The organism is Pseudomonas sp. RC10, from assembly GCF_038397775.1.
GTDB classification, from domain to species: Bacteria; Pseudomonadota; Gammaproteobacteria; order Pseudomonadales; family Pseudomonadaceae; genus Aquipseudomonas; species Aquipseudomonas bambusae.
Window position 1 is genome coordinate 4,482,403 of sequence record NZ_CP151650.1, and the last position, 15,652, is coordinate 4,498,054.

At 59.7% G+C, this 15,652-nt stretch carries 15 protein-coding genes; 2 read left to right on the forward strand and 13 right to left on the reverse strand.

Annotated features, from left to right (window positions below; genetic code table 11):
• Positions 1–28: 28 nt before the first annotated feature.
• The 9 genes from AAEO81_RS20515 to AAEO81_RS20555 form a co-directional block, all read right to left on the reverse strand.
• Positions 29–634, reverse strand: a complete 606-nt coding sequence (locus tag AAEO81_RS20515; protein WP_341958778.1) for an START domain-containing protein — start codon at positions 632–634, stop codon at positions 29–31.
• Positions 635–708: 74 nt separating this feature from the next.
• Positions 709–966, reverse strand: coding sequence for a YkgJ family cysteine cluster protein (locus AAEO81_RS20520; protein ID WP_166598531.1), 258 nt, complete (start codon positions 964–966; stop codon positions 709–711).
• 95 nt (positions 967–1,061) lie between these two features.
• Positions 1,062–1,781 (reverse strand): translation initiation factor 2, encoded by a 720-nt coding sequence (locus AAEO81_RS20525; protein ID WP_341958780.1) that lies wholly within the window; start codon positions 1,779–1,781, stop codon positions 1,062–1,064.
• A 118-nt stretch (positions 1,782–1,899) separates the two neighbouring features.
• On the reverse strand, positions 1,900–3,339 hold the full coding sequence (locus AAEO81_RS20530) for a PLP-dependent aminotransferase family protein (RefSeq protein ID WP_341958781.1): 1,440 nt from the start codon (positions 3,337–3,339) through the stop codon (positions 1,900–1,902).
• 230 nt (positions 3,340–3,569) lie between these two features.
• Entirely contained in the window at positions 3,570–4,385 is an 816-nt protein-coding gene (locus AAEO81_RS20535) for an OmpA family protein (protein ID WP_341958782.1), read from the reverse strand.
• A complete protein-coding gene (locus tag AAEO81_RS20540) occupies positions 4,382–4,735 on the reverse strand; it encodes a DUF4398 domain-containing protein (RefSeq protein ID WP_341964581.1) in 354 nt (117 codons plus the stop codon). Before AAEO81_RS20540 ends, AAEO81_RS20535 begins: the two co-directional genes overlap by 4 nt.
• Positions 4,736–4,757: 22 nt before the next feature.
• The gene (locus AAEO81_RS20545; RefSeq protein ID WP_341958784.1) at positions 4,758–5,588 is read right to left on the reverse strand and encodes a transporter substrate-binding domain-containing protein; all 831 of its coding nucleotides are present in this window, start codon (positions 5,586–5,588) and stop codon (positions 4,758–4,760) included.
• A 140-nt stretch (positions 5,589–5,728) separates the two neighbouring features.
• The gene (locus AAEO81_RS20550; RefSeq protein WP_166598527.1) at positions 5,729–6,658 is read right to left on the reverse strand and encodes an FAD-binding protein; all 930 of its coding nucleotides are present in this window, start codon (positions 6,656–6,658) and stop codon (positions 5,729–5,731) included.
• Positions 6,658–7,407, reverse strand: a complete 750-nt coding sequence (locus AAEO81_RS20555) for an electron transfer flavoprotein subunit beta/FixA family protein (protein WP_341958785.1) — start codon at positions 7,405–7,407, stop codon at positions 6,658–6,660. Before AAEO81_RS20555 ends, AAEO81_RS20550 begins: the two co-directional genes overlap by 1 nt.
• A gap of 531 nt (positions 7,408–7,938) precedes the next feature.
• Between AAEO81_RS20555 and AAEO81_RS20560 the strand changes: the two genes are divergently transcribed.
• Positions 7,939–9,603 carry an electron transfer flavoprotein-ubiquinone oxidoreductase gene (locus AAEO81_RS20560; protein WP_341958786.1) on the forward strand — a complete coding sequence of 555 codons (1,665 nt, stop codon included), beginning with the start codon at positions 7,939–7,941 and terminating at the stop codon, positions 9,601–9,603.
• A 218-nt stretch (positions 9,604–9,821) separates the two neighbouring features.
• On the opposite strand, the gene AAEO81_RS20565 is transcribed toward AAEO81_RS20560, so the two are convergent.
• On the reverse strand, positions 9,822–10,727 hold the full coding sequence (locus AAEO81_RS20565; protein ID WP_341958788.1) for an AraC family transcriptional regulator: 906 nt from the start codon (positions 10,725–10,727) through the stop codon (positions 9,822–9,824).
• A 179-nt stretch (positions 10,728–10,906) separates the two neighbouring features.
• On the opposite strand from AAEO81_RS20565, the gene AAEO81_RS20570 reads away from it, so the two are divergent.
• Positions 10,907–11,959 carry an NAD(P)-dependent alcohol dehydrogenase gene (locus AAEO81_RS20570; RefSeq protein ID WP_341958789.1) on the forward strand — a complete coding sequence of 351 codons (1,053 nt, stop codon included), beginning with the start codon at positions 10,907–10,909 and terminating at the stop codon, positions 11,957–11,959.
• 174 nt (positions 11,960–12,133) lie between these two features.
• Here the strand turns inward: AAEO81_RS20570 and AAEO81_RS20575 are convergent, their stop codons facing one another.
• The 3 genes from AAEO81_RS20575 to dgoD all read right to left on the reverse strand — a co-directional run bounded on the left by AAEO81_RS20575 (position 12,134) and on the right by dgoD (position 15,565).
• Positions 12,134–12,940 carry an IclR family transcriptional regulator gene (locus tag AAEO81_RS20575; protein ID WP_166598522.1) on the reverse strand — a complete coding sequence of 269 codons (807 nt, stop codon included), beginning with the start codon at positions 12,938–12,940 and terminating at the stop codon, positions 12,134–12,136.
• A 64-nt stretch (positions 12,941–13,004) separates the two neighbouring features.
• Entirely contained in the window at positions 13,005–14,318 is a 1,314-nt protein-coding gene (locus AAEO81_RS20580) for an MFS transporter (RefSeq protein ID WP_341958790.1), read from the reverse strand.
• A gap of 98 nt (positions 14,319–14,416) precedes the next feature.
• Complete coding sequence (gene dgoD / locus AAEO81_RS20585; RefSeq protein WP_341958791.1) at positions 14,417–15,565, reverse strand: galactonate dehydratase; 1,149 nt, start codon at positions 15,563–15,565, stop codon at positions 14,417–14,419.
• Between the last annotated feature and the right edge of the window lie 87 nt (positions 15,566–15,652).

The following is a 15,652-nucleotide window of genomic DNA, read 5'->3' on the forward strand; positions in this document are numbered from 1 at the left end:
TTCCCGCGAGAACTGTATCGGCAGATGATCACTTCGCAGCCCGCTCACGCAGCGCTTTCAGCGTATTGAACGGCGCGTCCACGACAAATTTGTTGGCCAGCCACGACGGTACGCTGCCACCGGGTTCGGTGTGGACTTGATACGTCACCTCTGTCTCATTCGGGCCTTTAGGCACCAGCTTCCAGTAACCCTCGACCTGGGTAACCCGCACGAAACCTTTTTCTTCCGGGATGTAGTTGGGTTGACCCAGCAAGTTGCGCGTCAGGCTGCCATCGGCACCTTCGACCGTGGTGATCTGCAACACCGAATCCCGAGGGGTCACGGGCCACGGCGTGTTGAACTGTGTGTAGGTCCAGGTCTTGTCGCCTTCGTGCTTGAGGATTTTCTGCGACTTGCACTCATGCACCCATGCACAGGCACCGGCGACGTCCTCCTGAAGACTGCGCAGCTTCGCCACACTCGCCTTTATAGTGGCGATGCCCTGATAGGCCTTGTACTGCGAGCCTGGGACATCACTGAGCGACACTTTGATGCCGTCCTCTTGCTTGGCGACTTTCCAGTCTTCGGCCTGGGCCATGCCCGCCACCAGTACAGTCATTCCAAGTCCGAGCGCGATCCGGTACAGCGAACCCATATCTTATTCCTTTTTGTCTGTAGTTCAGGTGCATTCAGCATCGTGCACTGCCGTTGTTACATCTGCTCTGCTCATCAGGCGACCGAAGTGGCCTGCTCCCACCAGCCAATCAATCGCACCGCCTCCTCAGAATCGCTGCCGCAGACGTCCGGGTCCGCCGAAAACTGGCTGCAGACTGCAGGGCGTTCAGGGTGGCCGAATATCAGGCACAGCAGGTCGGTAGAGAGCTGCACACAGCGCTCCCCCGCTGGCTTGCCATTGGGCATGCCAGGAATCGGCGACGAGATTGAAGGCGCGACGCAACAAGCACCGCAGCCCGGACGGCATTCCATGGAAACATCCTCACACGAGGCGATGAACGAAGGGGGATCTTAAACGCTTAAACGCACGTTTGAAAACGCGCGCACGGGTCAGATAGTCGAGAGCGTCATTGCTTGAATTTGAAATCCAGGGCCGCGCCTTCCACTTCCTTGCGCGATTCATTGCGCAATTGAAGCTGCATTTCATTGCTCAGGAGACGCCCCTGAAGCTGAAAATCAGGATCGCTGTTGGCGTCAGGAAACATCTTGGGCAGCAGCGGCTTGGCCCCGCCGTTCGGGGCTTTGGGCTTATTGGCCGCCGTGATCACGCCGGGAGGCGGCGCGAGCTGCTTGACCATATCGGGCGGCAAACTCAAGTCCAGGGCAGCCTTGGGCAGACGCGTCTCTTTGACCACTTGCGCTGGCGATTTGCTCTTGCTCGCCACCGGCGCACGGTTAGCCACCTCGGCGTTATCCGCTTTAACCTTGGCGGATTTGGCATTCGCGCTGGGAGACTTCTGTTCGACCGCGGCGGCCTTGGCGGGCGTGGTGACTTTCGCCGCGGCTTCCGAGCGGGCGCCATCCGATTTGCTCGCCGCCACGACAGGCACGACGCCCACATTCGGTTTCAACTCATGAATCGGCGTCGGAGCCGTCGCTGCCTTGGCATCAGGCGCTTTGTCTGCATCAACAGCCGCTGCAACCGACACAGGCGCAGGATGCGCCGGGACGTCAGGCGCTGCAGGGGTTTGAACGGCAACTTTCGGGGGAGGCGCGGGGGGTTTATCAGCGTCACAGGCACTGACCAACACCACCAGCAGCAAACCGATACAACGCAGTGATTTCATAATCGGACGGCAAAAAAATAGGCAGAAGCCATATGCTGGCTCTTTGCAGGGCCGGTGACAAGTGAATGACCTGTCAGCCAGCCCCATGAAGCTGTGGCAAATGTAAGGCGCTGTAAGTTCACCAGGCCTGACCGGTGTCCTCGCACAACTGCTTGGCAAGCATTCCCACCGTCATGAGCGCCCTCTCCGCTTCACGATTCCACGGCAGGCCACAGTTCAGACGAATGCAGTGGTTGAACTGCTCCGTGTTGCTGAAGATCAAGCCTGGCGCGATGCTGATCCCCTGCTCCAGCGCACGGACGTGCAATTCTTGCGTGTTCACCCGCCCCGGCAGGCTGATCCACAGGATAAAGCCCCCGGCGGGCCGACTGATCTGGGTGCCCTCAGGAAACATCTGCTGTACGGCAAGCTGAAACGCGCTCAGATTTTTCCGATGCTCCTGACGGATGTAGCGCAAATGACGATCGTAACCACCATTTTCGAGGTAGGACGCCACGGCCATCTGCGTCACGCTGCACGCGGAATGAGTGCTGAAAGTCTGCAATCGCTGAATTTCCGCCTGATATTTGCCGGCAATTATCCAGCCGATCCGCACACCCGGCGATAATGTCTTGGAAAAACTGGAGCAATAAATGACCCGACCCAACCGGTCGAACGCTTTCAGCGCTTTGGTTTTGTTTTGCTCGTACATCAACTCGCCGTAGATGTCGTCTTCAATGACCTGAATGTCGAAGTCCGACGCCAGTCGCAACAGGTGTTTCTGCCGCTCTTCGGGCATCGTACTGCCAAGCGGGTTGCTCAGCCGCGAGGTCATCACGAGCGCCTTGATCGACCACTGGTTGGCCGCGAGTTGCAACGCTTCCAGGCTGATCCCTGTATTCGGGTCACTGGGAATCTCGATAACCTTCAAACCCAGCAAATCCGCCAGTTGAAGCAGCCCGTAATAGGTGGGCGATTCTGCGGCGATCAGATCACCAGGGCTCGTCAGCACCCGCAATGACATTTGCAGCGCATCGACACAGCCGTGGGTGATCACCACTTCCGACGGGTCGACGACCACGCCCGCATCGCGCATGCGAATCGCCACCTGACGCCGCAGCGGCTCGAAACCGGGGCTGAACATGTAATTGAACGCGCGAGGGCTTTGGAAACGCGTGACTTTCGCCAGTTGCTGATGCAACGCCCGTAACGGCAAGTAATCAATGTGCGGCACTGCCGCGCCAAAGGCGAACACGCCTTCGCGGCGCGCCTCCACCAGCACCTGTTGGATGATGCTGGCGCGCGTGACCAGCCCGGGCCGCTCAACCCGCGCAATGTCAGGCGTCGGCGCCGTCAGCGCGGGGGTCTGGTGAACGTAATAACCGGATTGGGGACGGGCACGAATCAGCCCCTGATCTTCAAGATTCGCGTAGGCCTGCAACACGGTTGCATGGCTGACATTGAGCTGCGAACTCATCTTACGAACGGAGGGTACGCGCTCGCCGGGCTGATAAACGCCCCGCCGAATGTCTTCAGCCAACTGCTGAGCGATGCGTTGATACAGCAGGAGATTGGTCATTTCGCGTCCCTCGATTACACGTTTTCGAAGCCATTCAGCGCCTGCGCCGACCCTCACCCTCGGGTGATCACCGGAACAGTTGAGAAGTGTACGGGGACAGTTAATCCGTCGGCTAGTCCTAGTTAGGTTTGATGGAAAATTTAATGTGACGTATGCGCCAAATGCCCGGCCGTTTTTCATAAAAAAGCCCGACTTTCGCGAAAAAAGTCGGGCTGGATCACACTTATTTCTTAGCGGGCAGCGCTGAGCTTGCCTTTTTCGTCTGAAAAGACGATTTCAACACGGCGATTTTGCGCGCGACCGCGCTCAGAGGTGTTCACATCGACCGGGAATTGATCGCCATAACCTTCCACCTGAATGCGCTCATCCTCAATGCCAAGATCCGACAGCACATCAGCCACCGCCTGCGCACGATCGCGGGACAGTTGTAGATTTTCCTGAGCATCGCCCGTGCTATCGGTGTAGCCCTCGATCCGCACGACACGCTTGGGGTTGAACTGGAGAAACTGCACGACCTTCAGCACCGTACGATTGGCCGAGGTTTTCAGCTCGGCACGCCCGGTGTCGAACAGCATGTCGCCCAATGTCATGACCAAACCGCGTTCGTTTTGCTGGGTGGACAGGCTGATGACCTGATCTTCTGCCCACTTGCCCTGCTGCTGCGCGCCCGACAGCTTGGCCTCACGCAGCGCCAATTGCAGGCGCTGACGCTCCAGTTCCAGACGGGCCAGTTTTTCCTGATTGAGCAATAACTGACTGTGTTCTGCTGCGATGGCGCTGTAACGGCTGCTCAAGTACGCGTAATGGCTGACATCGTCCGAACTGCCGACATAACTGGACAGGCGCTCGGCACGACCCAACAGTTCGCCCGCGCGGATCACGTCCTTCGGTGCGCTGCGCAATACATTGGTGTCGCCTTTCACTTTCTGAAAATCGGCGCTGGCAGTCTGCAACGCTTTTTCACTGTTCTGATGGCCCGCACACCCATACAAACCGGCGCTGCCGAGCACCAGGCACACACTCAACACACGAGGAAGGCGGTTCATTGGGCCGCTCCCAGCTGTTTGCGTAGGCGGTCCAGTCGCGTGTTCACCTGTGTCAGTTGCTCGTTGCTCTTTTCGGTAAGCACTTTGGCTTCAGCCAGTCGCGCATCCAATTCGGCCTGTTCGGCTTGCATGCGGGCCTGTTTGAAGGATTTATCCGCGACGCTGGCCTGCGCCTGAGCGAGCTTGCTCTGGGCGGTGGCCATGTCCGGCTCATCGTCCGTCGCGCCAACCGCCGTGGCTTGGGCAACGGCCTGCTCGGTGAGTTTCAGTTGCTCGGTAGGGGCGGGATCGTTGGCACAGCCAAACAGGGAGGTGATCGCGACGACTGCAAATAAAGGTCGAATTCTCAAAAAAACGCTCAAAAAAACATTCCTACTGGGTGACGGCGGCGCTGGCCGGCTGCTGCAGCTGTGCCTTCCACACCTCAAGGTTGCGGGAGATGGCGTCAGCAGAACGGCCCGAAGCCGCCAATTCTGTCATTTTTTTCGCCAACTGTCCGCGCAACCAAGGCTCGTTGCAGGCCGAGTTGAACGAAAGCGCGAGGTACAGACCCGGTCGGTCCAGCGGCAGAGGCTGTGAAACCAAGTCCTTGGACATCCCTAACGTCTGGGTTAGCGCCATGCCCGCGTAGCGGCCCGCGAGCACGAACTCGGCCTGGCTCAGCATCAGCTTCTGAAAAGCCTGCGTGAGATTGGGCTGTTTTTCGAGGGTCAGGTGCTCTTTCACGGCGAGGTCGAACGCGGGCGTGATTCGGGTCTTTTCGGAGATGACACCCGGGTGGCCATGCAGGTCGGCCAATGAATTGAAGGGCTGTGCATGGCCGGTTCGCGTCCAGACCATGATTTCATTCTGGGTGATCGCCGGATGAATGAAATCCAGTGATTCAAGTTCGTTGCTGTTCAGCGGCGTGTCGGCCAGCAGGTCCATGCGTCCCGTGCGCACTTCTTCCAACGCCTGGCTGCGTTTACCCGCATACAGCAGCTCGACCTTGATGCCCATTTGTGTCGCAGCGTCCTTGAGCAGGTCCGCATTGGCGCCCATCAGGTGCTTGGGGTCCTGCGGATCACGCCACATATAAGGAGGCGCATCAGGGCTGCCGGTCACCACCAGCCGCTCACATTTGCCCGCTGCCAGCACAGCCATCGATGGCACCAGCAACAATCCTGCAACCAGCGATTTCAGCGTCCGCTTCGGCAACGACATGGCGACGTCCTTTTTCCGATCCAATAAAAAACCCGCTCATTCAAGGCTATGGTAAGCGCACATCATCGGTTTCTTCCGATGGCGACGCTTTCGAACAGCCCCGAAACGAACGGGTTCTCTTTATAAGTCAGGCGGCTGGATTAGACCAGCTTCTCCAACTCAGGCACGGCTTCGAACAGGTCAGCGACCAGGCCGTAGTCGGCCACCTGGAAGATCGGCGCTTCTTCGTCCTTGTTGATCGCAACGATCACTTTGGAGTCTTTCATACCGGCCAGATGCTGGATCGCGCCGGAAATACCGACGGCGATGTACAGCTGGGGCGCAACGATCTTGCCGGTCTGACCGACCTGCATGTCGTTCGGCACGAAACCGGCGTCGACGGCGGCGCGGGAAGCACCGACGGCAGCGCCCAGCTTGTCGGCCAAGGCATACAGGTGTTTGAAGTTGTCGCCGTTCTGCATGCCGCGACCGCCGGAAACGACGATTTTGGCAGCGGTGAGCTCAGGACGGTCGGACTTGGCCAGCTCTTCGCTGACGAAGGACGATTTACCTGCGTCGTGGGCAGCGCTCACGGCCTCAACAGCAGCAGAACCGCCTTCAGCGGCGACAGCGTCGAAACCGGTCGCACGAACGGTGATGACCTTGATGGCCGCCGACGACTGAACGGTCGCAATGGCGTTACCGGCGTAGATCGGGCGCTTGAAGGTGTCAGCCGATTCAACCGAGATGATCTCGGAGATCTGGTCGACGTCCAGCTGTGCAGCCACGCGCGGCAGGATGTTCTTGCCGTTTGAGGTAGCAGCAGCCAACACATGGCTGTAACCGGAAGCCAGTTCGGCCACCAGCGGGGCGACGTTTTCCGGCAGTTGATGCGCGTAGGCCGCGTTGTCAGCGACCAGCACTTTGGCAACGCCTGCGATTTTCGCAGCGGCTTCACCGACAGCGCCGACGTTCTGGCCAGCGACCAGCACGTGAATGTCGCCACCAATCTTGGCGGCGGCGGCAACGGTGTTCAGGGTGGCGGGAGCGATCGCGCCGTTTTCGTGTTCAGCGATTACCAGGGTAGTCATCAGATCACCTTCGCTTCGTTTTTCAGTTTCTCGACCAGCTCTGCAACCGACTTGACCTTGATGCCAGCGCTGCGAGCAGCCGGGGCTTCGACTTTCAGGGTCTTGTTGGTGGAGGACGTGGACACACCCAAAGCGTCAGGCGACAGCACTTCGAGAGGCTTCTTCTTGGCTTTCATGATGTTCGGCAGCGACGCGTAGCGCGGCTCGTTGAGGCGCAGGTCGGTGGTGACGATGGCAGGCAGCTTCAGGGAAACGGTCTGAGCACCGGCATCGATTTCGCGGGTAACGCTGACGCTGTCGCCAGAGACTTCAACCTTGGAGGCGAAGGTGCCTTGGGCGTAACCGCTCAGGGCCGCCAGCATCTGGCCTGTCTGGTTGTTGTCACTGTCGATCGCTTGCTTGCCGAGAATGACCAGCTGCGGCTGCTCTTTATCGACGACAGCCTTGAGCAGCTTGGCCACGGCCAAAGAGGTCAGCTCGTCAGCGGATTCAACGAGGATGGCGCGATCAGCACCCAGTGCCAACGCAGTACGCAGTTGCTCCTGGGCAGTGGTCGGGCCAATGGAAACGACGACGATCTCGGTCGCGACGCCCTTCTCTTTCAGGCGTACGGCTTCTTCCACGGCGATTTCGCAGAAGGGGTTCATCGACATTTTTACGTTAGCGAGATCGACGCCGGAGTTGTCCGCTTTGACGCGAACCTTGACGTTGTAGTCGACCACTCGTTTGACAGCTACAAGAACCTTCATGGATTCCTCGTTACTCTCCGGTGAAAAGAAATCGCCAGGCCCGGCCCGGCGATGGGTACACGTCAGTGTAAAGAACACCTTTGAAAACAGCGTATTCGTCGTTACTTAACGGTGAGTTCAGCAAAAAACGCTGACACCTCCGCTCCAGGCCAAGTCATACGCAGGCCGGGCGTGTAAACTGCTCCCCGCTTGCACATTCCCCAGGGGGATGGAGCGGTTTTGCCGCGGTACTGGCACTGCTTTCAGAGGCGTTCGCTTGCCAACGGTCAGCCTACGGCGAACGCAAAACCGCCCGTATCTTGACCGGAACGCCTATTCCGGTCAATACGACAAAAACGCCAGTCGCAAGCCGTCTCCCTATGTTTTATCAGGGTTTCAGCTGATTCAAACAAACGTTTGTATTGGACCTGAGAGGTGGTGTAGATATAATGCGCCCCATTGAAGATGACGCTGGGATGACACCGTCGCCGAGCGTGAATTGATCACTATTTATAAAAAAATACCGTTGAGCCTTTGATCAGGAGATAGCCAGTGGAACGCGAATTTATGGAATTCGACGTCGTCATCGTCGGAGCCGGTCCAGCCGGGCTCTCCGCCGCATGCCGTCTGAAACAAAAGGCCGCCGAAGCTGGTCAGGAGATCAGCGTCTGCGTCGTTGAAAAGGGCTCAGAAGTTGGTGCGCACATTCTCTCCGGCGCGGTGTTCGAACCCCGCGCCCTGAACGAGCTGTTCCCTGACTGGAAAGCACTCGGCGCGCCGCTGAACACGCCGGTCAAAGGCGACGACATTTATGTGCTGACCAGTGCCGACGCTGGCACAAAAGTGCCGGGCGCGTTCGTGCCGAAGACCATGCACAACGAAGGCAACTACATTATTTCCCTGGGCAACTTGTGCCGCTGGCTGGCGCAGCAGGCCGAGAACCTGGGCGTTGAAATTTACCCGGGCTTCGCCGCTCAGGAAGCGTTGATCGACGAGAACGGCGTGGTACGCGGGATTCTCACCGGCGACATGGGCGTCGATCGCGAAGGCAACCCGAAGGACGGCATGTACACCCCCGGCATGGAGCTGCGCGGCAAGTACACGCTGTTCGCCGAGGGCTGCCGTGGCCACATTGGCAAGCAGTTGATCAAGCGCTTCAATCTGGACAGCGAATCCGACGCCCAGCATTACGGCATCGGCCTTAAGGAAATCTGGGAAATCGACCCGGCCAAGCATCAGCCAGGCCTGGTGGTGCACACCGCCGGCTGGCCGCTGGACGTGATGGGCACCGAGAACACTGGCGGCTCCTTCCTTTATCACCTGGAAAACAACCAGGTGGTGGTCGGCCTGATCGTCGATCTGTCCTACGCCAACCCGTTCCTGTCGCCGTTCGACGAGTTCCAGCGCCTCAAGCATCACCCGATCCTCAAGCAGTACCTGGAAGGCGGCAAGCGCGTCAGCTACGGCGCCCGCGCCATCTGCAAGGGCGGCCTGAACTCACTGCCGAAAATGGTCTTCCCCGGCGGCGCGCTGATTGGTTGCGACCTCGGCACCCTGAACTTCGCCAAGATCAAGGGCAGCCACACGGCGATGAAGTCCGGCATGCTGGCGGCGGAATCCGTGGCTGACGCGCTGTTGGCGGGCAATGAGGGTGGCGATGCACTGAACACCTACGTCGATGCGTTCAAAGGCAGCTGGCTGCATGAAGAGCTGTTTGCCAGCCGCAACTTCGGCGCGGCGATTCACAAGTTTGGCGCAATCCTGGGTGGCGCGTTCAACTACATCGATCAGAACTGGTTCGGCGGCAAGATCCCGTTCACCCTGCGTGACAACAAGCCGGACTACGCATGCATGAAGCTGGCGGCGGACTCCAAGCGGATCGACTACCCGAGACCGGACGGCAAGCTGAGCTTCGACAAACTGAGTTCGGTGTTCATTTCGGGCACTAACCACGAAGAAGAGCAGCCGTGCCACCTGAAGCTGAAGGACCCCAACATCCCGATCAGCGTCAACCTGCCGAAGTACGACGAGCCTGCGCAACGCTACTGCCCGGCGGGTGTGTATGAGGTGGTGACGCAGGAAGACGGCAGCAAGCGCTTCCAGATCAACGCGCAGAACTGCGTGCACTGCAAGACCTGTGACATCAAGGACCCTTCGCAGAACATCACATGGGTCACGCCGGAAGGTGCGGGTGGGCCGACCTACCCGAATATGTAAAACCAGCGGCAAGCTTTAAGCTGCAAGCGGTAAGAGAAAGGCGCCAATCATGGCGCCTTTTTTGTGGGCTACAACCTGCCACCGGCTCAGCGGATTGCCCCGACTCCTGTGGGAGCGAATTCCTTCGCGAGGGGTCAGTACGGACGAAGCGTTTCTATCGCCTGAACCACCGTTTCGCGAATGAATTCGCTCCTACAGGATGCGTCAGCAGCAGTTCCTCATGCCGAAACCCTCAACAACGCCCCCTCTTCTCCCGGATTGCGCTCAAAGTAACGTTTGTATTCGCGGCTGAACTGCGACGTGCTTTGATACCCCACCTTGTGCGCCACTTGCGCTACGCCCATGCCTTCGCCGATCAGCATTTGCTGAGCCTTGAGCAGACGCAGGCGTTTGAGGTACTGCACCGGCGACAGCATCGTGCTGCGCTTGAAATGCTCATGAAAGGTCGACGCGCTCATGTTGGCGCGGCGGGCCAGTTCGTCAACGCTCAAGGCTTCGTTGTAATGGTCGCGCAGGTGCTGCAACGCCGCGGCAATTCGGGCGAAGTGCCCCTGCTGTTCGACCAGCGCCCGCAACACACCGGCTTGAGGCCCGCGCAACGCCGCGTACAACACCTCCCTCACCCGCGCCGCGCCCATGACTTGGGCGTCCAGAGGGTCGTGCAGGCAATGCAACAGACGCTCGACGCTTTCGCGCATAGACCTGTCCAGCTCGGCTGAGCTCATGGACTCGGGCGTCTGCGCCTTGACCGTCACACCGGGTGCTTGTCCCATGGCCTGCACCAATTCGCCCAATACCGTTCGATCAATCGACACGGCAACGCCGTACAGGGGCTCTTCCTGAGTGGCAAAGGTCTCGCACATGAACGGCACCGACAGCGCCTGCACGAGGTAATGGCCCGCGCCGTATTCCAGCGTCCTCGATCCGAGGCGCGCCAATTTGCTGCCTTGGGCGAGGATCACCAGGCTCGGCTCGTAGATTTGCGGGCTGCTGGCGACGTAGTGACTCCAGGACATAGCCTGCACACCCGGCACGCGGGTATCGACGAAGCCAGGGCAAGGCGCCAGCGGTTTGATCAGGGACACCAGCGTGGCGTTGGCGTCGGAATGAAGGGTCAGTGACATGGGCAACCGGACAGAGGATTAGACACTGGCATCATCGCAGATTCGCCGCACAACGCAGCCCCTTATGGGGCAGGTCCGGAGGAATAGGCATGACACGCGGAGGAATGGTCATGGCCGGTGTCGGCTTCGCTGCGCAGAATGCACGGCCTCAACCGTCATCGTTTTTAGCGAGGTTTCACATGTACACAGCCATCGGTTATGCCGCTCAATCCGCCACGACCCCCCTCGCCCCCATGACCTTCAACCGCCGCAGCCCGCGCCCGGACGACGTGGCCATCGAGATTCTGTACTGCGGCGTCTGCCACTCCGACATCCATCAGGCACGAAACGAATGGGGCATCGCGGTCTACCCGCTGATGCCGGGCCACGAGATCGTCGGCAAGGTGACCGAAGTCGGTACCAAGGTCACCAAACACAAAGTCGGCGATCTGGTCGGCGTGGGGTGCATGGTCGACTCCTGCCGTCATTGCGAGGCCTGCGCTGCAGATCTGGAGCAGTATTGCCTGGAAGGCCCGACCCTGACTTACGCCACGCCGGACCGCGTTGATGGCAGCAACACCATGGGCGGCTATTCCAACAGCATCGTGGTCAGCGAGCACTTCGTGGTGCGCATCCCGGAGAAGCTGAACCTGGCCGCTGCCGCGCCGATCCTCTGCGCAGGCATCACCACCTATTCGCCGCTCAAGCACTATGGCGTCAAGGCGGGCGACAAAGTGGGCGTGCTGGGCATGGGCGGTCTGGGCCACATGGGCATCAAGTTCGCCAAAGCGATGGGCGCTGAAGTCACGCTGTTCACCCGTTCCGCGAGCAAGGCAGAAGAAGCCCGTCGTCAGGGGGCAGACCATGTGATCGTGTCCACCGATGCGGAGCAGATGAAAGCCGCTGCCGGTCACTTCGATTTCTTGCTGGACACCATTCCGGTGCAGCACGACCTGAACCCGTACCTGGACACCCTGCGTTTTGACGGCGTGCACATTTTGGTGGGCCTGATCGAACCGATCGACCCCGCTGTGCATGCCGCCAACCTGGTGATGAAACGTCGTGTGTTGGCAGGTTCGTTGATCGGCGGTATCGCAGAAACGCAGGAAGTGCTGGATTTCTGCGCCGAGCACGACATCAGCTGCGACATCGAGATGCTCGACATCAAGAACATCAACGAGGCGTACAGCCGCATGATTGCAGGCGATGTGAAGTATCGTTTTGTGATTGATATGGCGACGTTGAAGGTGTAACGCTCCACATGATCGTTCCCCGCGCGCTGCGTGGGAACAATCATACGACGCGATCACTGTAGGAGTGAGCTTGCTCGCGATAGCGGTGTAACAGTCGCCTATTGAGACGAATGGAAGGCCGCTATCGCGAGCAAGCTCACTCCCACAGGTCAGGCGTTGCGTCAGACAGATCGATCACCCGCCCAACTCCGCCGACAACCGTGCCGCCACTTCCTTGATCACCGGCACCAGCTCGGCCATCTTTTCCAGTGGCATGTACGGCACAGTGCTGGCGATGCTGATCCCGGCAACAATGTGTTTACTGGCATCGCGAACCGGTGCAGCCACACAACGAATCGACGGTTCGTTGTCTTCAAGATCGAACGCATACCCGCCCTTCACGTATTCGTGCATCCGTTCGCGCACCTGCACCCAGGTCTGTTCCTGATGCGCGGGCCACAGCGGGTTCTTCGCCACCTCCGGCACACTGACGTCGTACAGCCGCTGCCACTCGCTTTCCGGACTGTCCAGCAGCAACGCCTTGCCGATGCCTGTGCGCGCCAGCGGCATGCGATGTCCCACCCGCGAACGCATCTCTGGCCCATTGCGGCCGGGATTCTTGTGCAGGTACAGCACCTCGTCGCCTTCGCGGATCGCCAAGTGCACGGTATCACCGGTCAGCGCCGACAGCTCATCCAGAAAGGGTCGCGCCAACGCAGGCAATGGCAGCTCTTCCCGCGCCTGAAACCCCAGCTCTATCAGCTTTGGCCCTAACACATAACCCATTTGCGGCAAGACCCGCAGATAGCGTTCTTCCACGAGGCAACTGGCCAAGCGGTGAGTCGTGCTGCGGGTGGTGCCGATCAGCCGGGCAATTTCCTTGAGGTCGCGCGCGCCGCTGGCCACGGCTTGCACCACGCCCAGCCCGCGCAACAAAGTTTGCGTGCCGGTGGGGGCGGCGTCTTTGCCAGCCGCGCCTGCGGTGTCGGAAGAATCGTGCATATCGCGCCTTATCGAATCGGAGAGCTGGCGGCATTATCGTCGCCAGCGCAGGTCAGTCCAAGGGTTACAGCTCGATCCGCTCGACCTTGCCCACCAACAGGATGTAGGACAACGCCCCCAACAATGCCAGCACGGCGATGTAGGTGATCGCCGGGGCGAACGAATCGCCCGACGCGAGGAAGCCGATCACGATGGGTGTCGCAATGGCTGCCAGGTTGCCGATTAGGTTGAACGTGCCGCCGGTCAAGCCCAGCAAGCGCGCCGGGGCCAGGGTCGAAACCAGCGACCACGTGATCGACGCCAGACCATTGCCGAAAAACGCCAACGCCAGGAACGCGATGACCAATGGCGTCGATTCAACGTAGTTGGCGCCGATGATTGAGGTGGAGATCAGCAAGCCGGCGATGATTGGCAGCTTGCGGGCAAAACCCACGGTGTGGCCGCGACGGATCAACCAGTCCGAAAAGAACCCTGAGCACAGCACACCCACGAATGCCGCAAGAAACGGCAGCGAGGCCAGCAGGCCGGACTTGATGAAGTCCATGCCACGGTATTTCACGAGATAGGTGGGGAACCAGGTGAGGAAGAACCACAGTGTCGAGTTGAGGCAGAACTGCCCCAGGTAAATGCCCCACAGTTTGCGTTTGCTGAGGACGATGCCGAGGTCGCCCCAACTGAAACCGCTTTTGGCTTTATCGGTGTCGGTCTGAATGTCCACCAGACCACCGCCCTCTTTGATCAGGTCGATTTCGCCCTGATTCACGCCTTTGAAATCGCGGGGCTCGCGATAGACCATGTACCAGATCGCCGCCCAGATCACGCCCACGCCACCGGTCGCGACAAACACCATGTGCCAACCAAACGTGGCTTGCAGCCAGGCCAGTACCGGGGTGAGAAACGCCAGGCCGACGAACTGGCCGGAGGTGTAGAAGCCAACCGCTGTGGCGCGTTCTTTTTCAGGAAACCATGCGGTGACCACGCGGCTGTTGATCGGATAAGCCGGGGCTTCCAGCGCGCCCACGGCCATGCGCAGCACGAACAGGCCAACGAAGCTGCCAACGAAGCCGAGGAAAATGGTGGCGACGGACCACAGGGCCAGCGCCACGGTATAGAGAATGCGCGGCGGCACCCGGTCCACCAGCCAGCCGCCGGGCAATTGCATGGCCGCGTAGGTCCAACCGAAGGCCGAGAACACCAGACCGACGTGGACCGGATCGATGCCCAGTTCGCTGGTCAGTGCAGGAGCGGCGATAGACAGGTTGCTGCGGTCGAGGTAATTGATCACCACGGTGATGAACAGCAGCACCATGATGAAAAAGCGTTTGCGGGTCGGCGTGGCCGTGATCGCCCGCGCCTCCGGCAAGGTCTGTGTGCGCATGGGGAGTGCCTCTTTTTATGGTTGTCTGAGGTCGTGTGTTTTTTTGGAACAGATCGTTCCCACGCGCTGCGTAGGAACGATCAGCGATCAGGCCCGAATCACCACTCGGCAAAACTGCCATCGGCGTGGCGCCAGATCGGGTTGCGCCAGCGGTGGCCGATGGCGGCGCGTTCCTTGACGTATTCCTCGTTGATCTCGATCCCCAGGCCCGGGCCGTTCGGGATTTTCACCACGCCCTTGTCGTAATCGAAGACCTCAGGGTTCTTGATGTAGTCGAGCAGGTCATTGCTCTCGTTGTAGTGAATGCCCAGGCTCTGCTCCTGAATGAACGCGTTGTAGCAGGCCGCGTCCAGTTGCAGGCACGCTGCCAGCGCAATCGGCCCCAGCGGGCAATGCAGGGCCAGCGCCACGTCGTAGGCTTCGGCCATGTTGGCGATCTTGCGGGTTTCGGTGATGCCACCGGCGTGGGACGCGTCCGGCTGGATGATGTCGACGTAGCCTTCGCTCAACACGCGCTTGAAGTCCCAGCGGGAGAACAGCCGCTCCCCCAGCGCAATCGGCGTGCTGGTCAGCGGCGCCAGTTCTTTCAGCGCTTCGTAGTTCTCGCTGAGCACCGGCTCTTCGATAAACATCAGCTTGTACGGGTCCAGTTCCTTCATCAGCACTTTGGCCATGGGCTTGTGCACCCGGCCATGGAAATCCACGCCAATGCCGACGTTCGGGCCGACGGCATCACGCACGGCGGCGACATTGGCCAAGGCCAGATCAACCTTCTCGAAGGTGTCGAGGAATTGCAGCTCTTCAGTGCCGTTCATTTTCACGGCGGTGAAGCCACGGGAAACGGCTTCTTTTGCCGCGCGTGCAGTGTCAGCAGGCCGGTCGCCGCCGATCCACGAATAGACGCGGATCTTGTCGCGCACCTGGCCGCCCAGCAGGTCGCTGACCGAGACGCCCAGTGCTTTCCCTTTGATGTCCCACAGCGCCTGGTCGATCCCGGCCAGCGCACTCATATGAATGGCGCCGCCGCGATAGAAGCCGCCGCGATACAGCACGGTCCAGATGTCCTCAATGTTGCGCGGGTCTTTTCCGATCAGGTAGTCGGACAATTCCTCAACCGCTGCGGCCACCGTGTGAGCACGGCCTTCGACCACGGGTTCGCCCCAACCGGTCACGCCCTGATCGGTTTCCACTTTGAGGAAGCACCAGCGCGGCGGGACGATGAAGGTCGTGAGTTTGGTGATTTTCATCTCGGTTCTCTCTTATTCGAAGCTGCTTATTCGAAGACGCGTGTTCGAAGGCGTTTTGTTCTAAAGGCACGTCCGGGACGGCCGCAT

Coding starts and splice junctions, on each gene's coding strand:
- AAEO81_RS20515 (WP_341958778.1), bottom strand. CDS start 634: ATGGGTTCGCTGTACCGGATCGCGCTCGGACTTGGAATGACTGTACTG.
- AAEO81_RS20520 (WP_166598531.1), bottom strand. CDS start 966: ATGGAATGCCGTCCGGGCTGCGGTGCTTGTTGCGTCGCGCCTTCAATC.
- AAEO81_RS20525 (WP_341958780.1), bottom strand. CDS start 1,781: ATGAAATCACTGCGTTGTATCGGTTTGCTGCTGGTGGTGTTGGTCAGT.
- AAEO81_RS20530 (WP_341958781.1), bottom strand. CDS start 3,339: ATGACCAATCTCCTGCTGTATCAACGCATCGCTCAGCAGTTGGCTGAA.
- AAEO81_RS20535 (WP_341958782.1), bottom strand. CDS start 4,385: ATGAACCGCCTTCCTCGTGTGTTGAGTGTGTGCCTGGTGCTCGGCAGC.
- AAEO81_RS20545 (WP_341958784.1), bottom strand. CDS start 5,588: ATGTCGTTGCCGAAGCGGACGCTGAAATCGCTGGTTGCAGGATTGTTG.
- AAEO81_RS20550 (WP_166598527.1), bottom strand. CDS start 6,658: ATGACTACCCTGGTAATCGCTGAACACGAAAACGGCGCGATCGCTCCC.
- AAEO81_RS20555 (WP_341958785.1), bottom strand. CDS start 7,407: ATGAAGGTTCTTGTAGCTGTCAAACGAGTGGTCGACTACAACGTCAAG.
- AAEO81_RS20565 (WP_341958788.1), bottom strand. CDS start 10,727: ATGTCACTGACCCTTCATTCCGACGCCAACGCCACGCTGGTGTCCCTG.
- AAEO81_RS20570 (WP_341958789.1), top strand. CDS start 10,907: ATGTACACAGCCATCGGTTATGCCGCTCAATCCGCCACGACCCCCCTC.
- AAEO81_RS20575 (WP_166598522.1), bottom strand. CDS start 12,940: ATGCACGATTCTTCCGACACCGCAGGCGCGGCTGGCAAAGACGCCGCC.
- AAEO81_RS20580 (WP_341958790.1), bottom strand. CDS start 14,318: ATGCGCACACAGACCTTGCCGGAGGCGCGGGCGATCACGGCCACGCCG.
- dgoD (WP_341958791.1), bottom strand. CDS start 15,565: ATGAAAATCACCAAACTCACGACCTTCATCGTCCCGCCGCGCTGGTGC.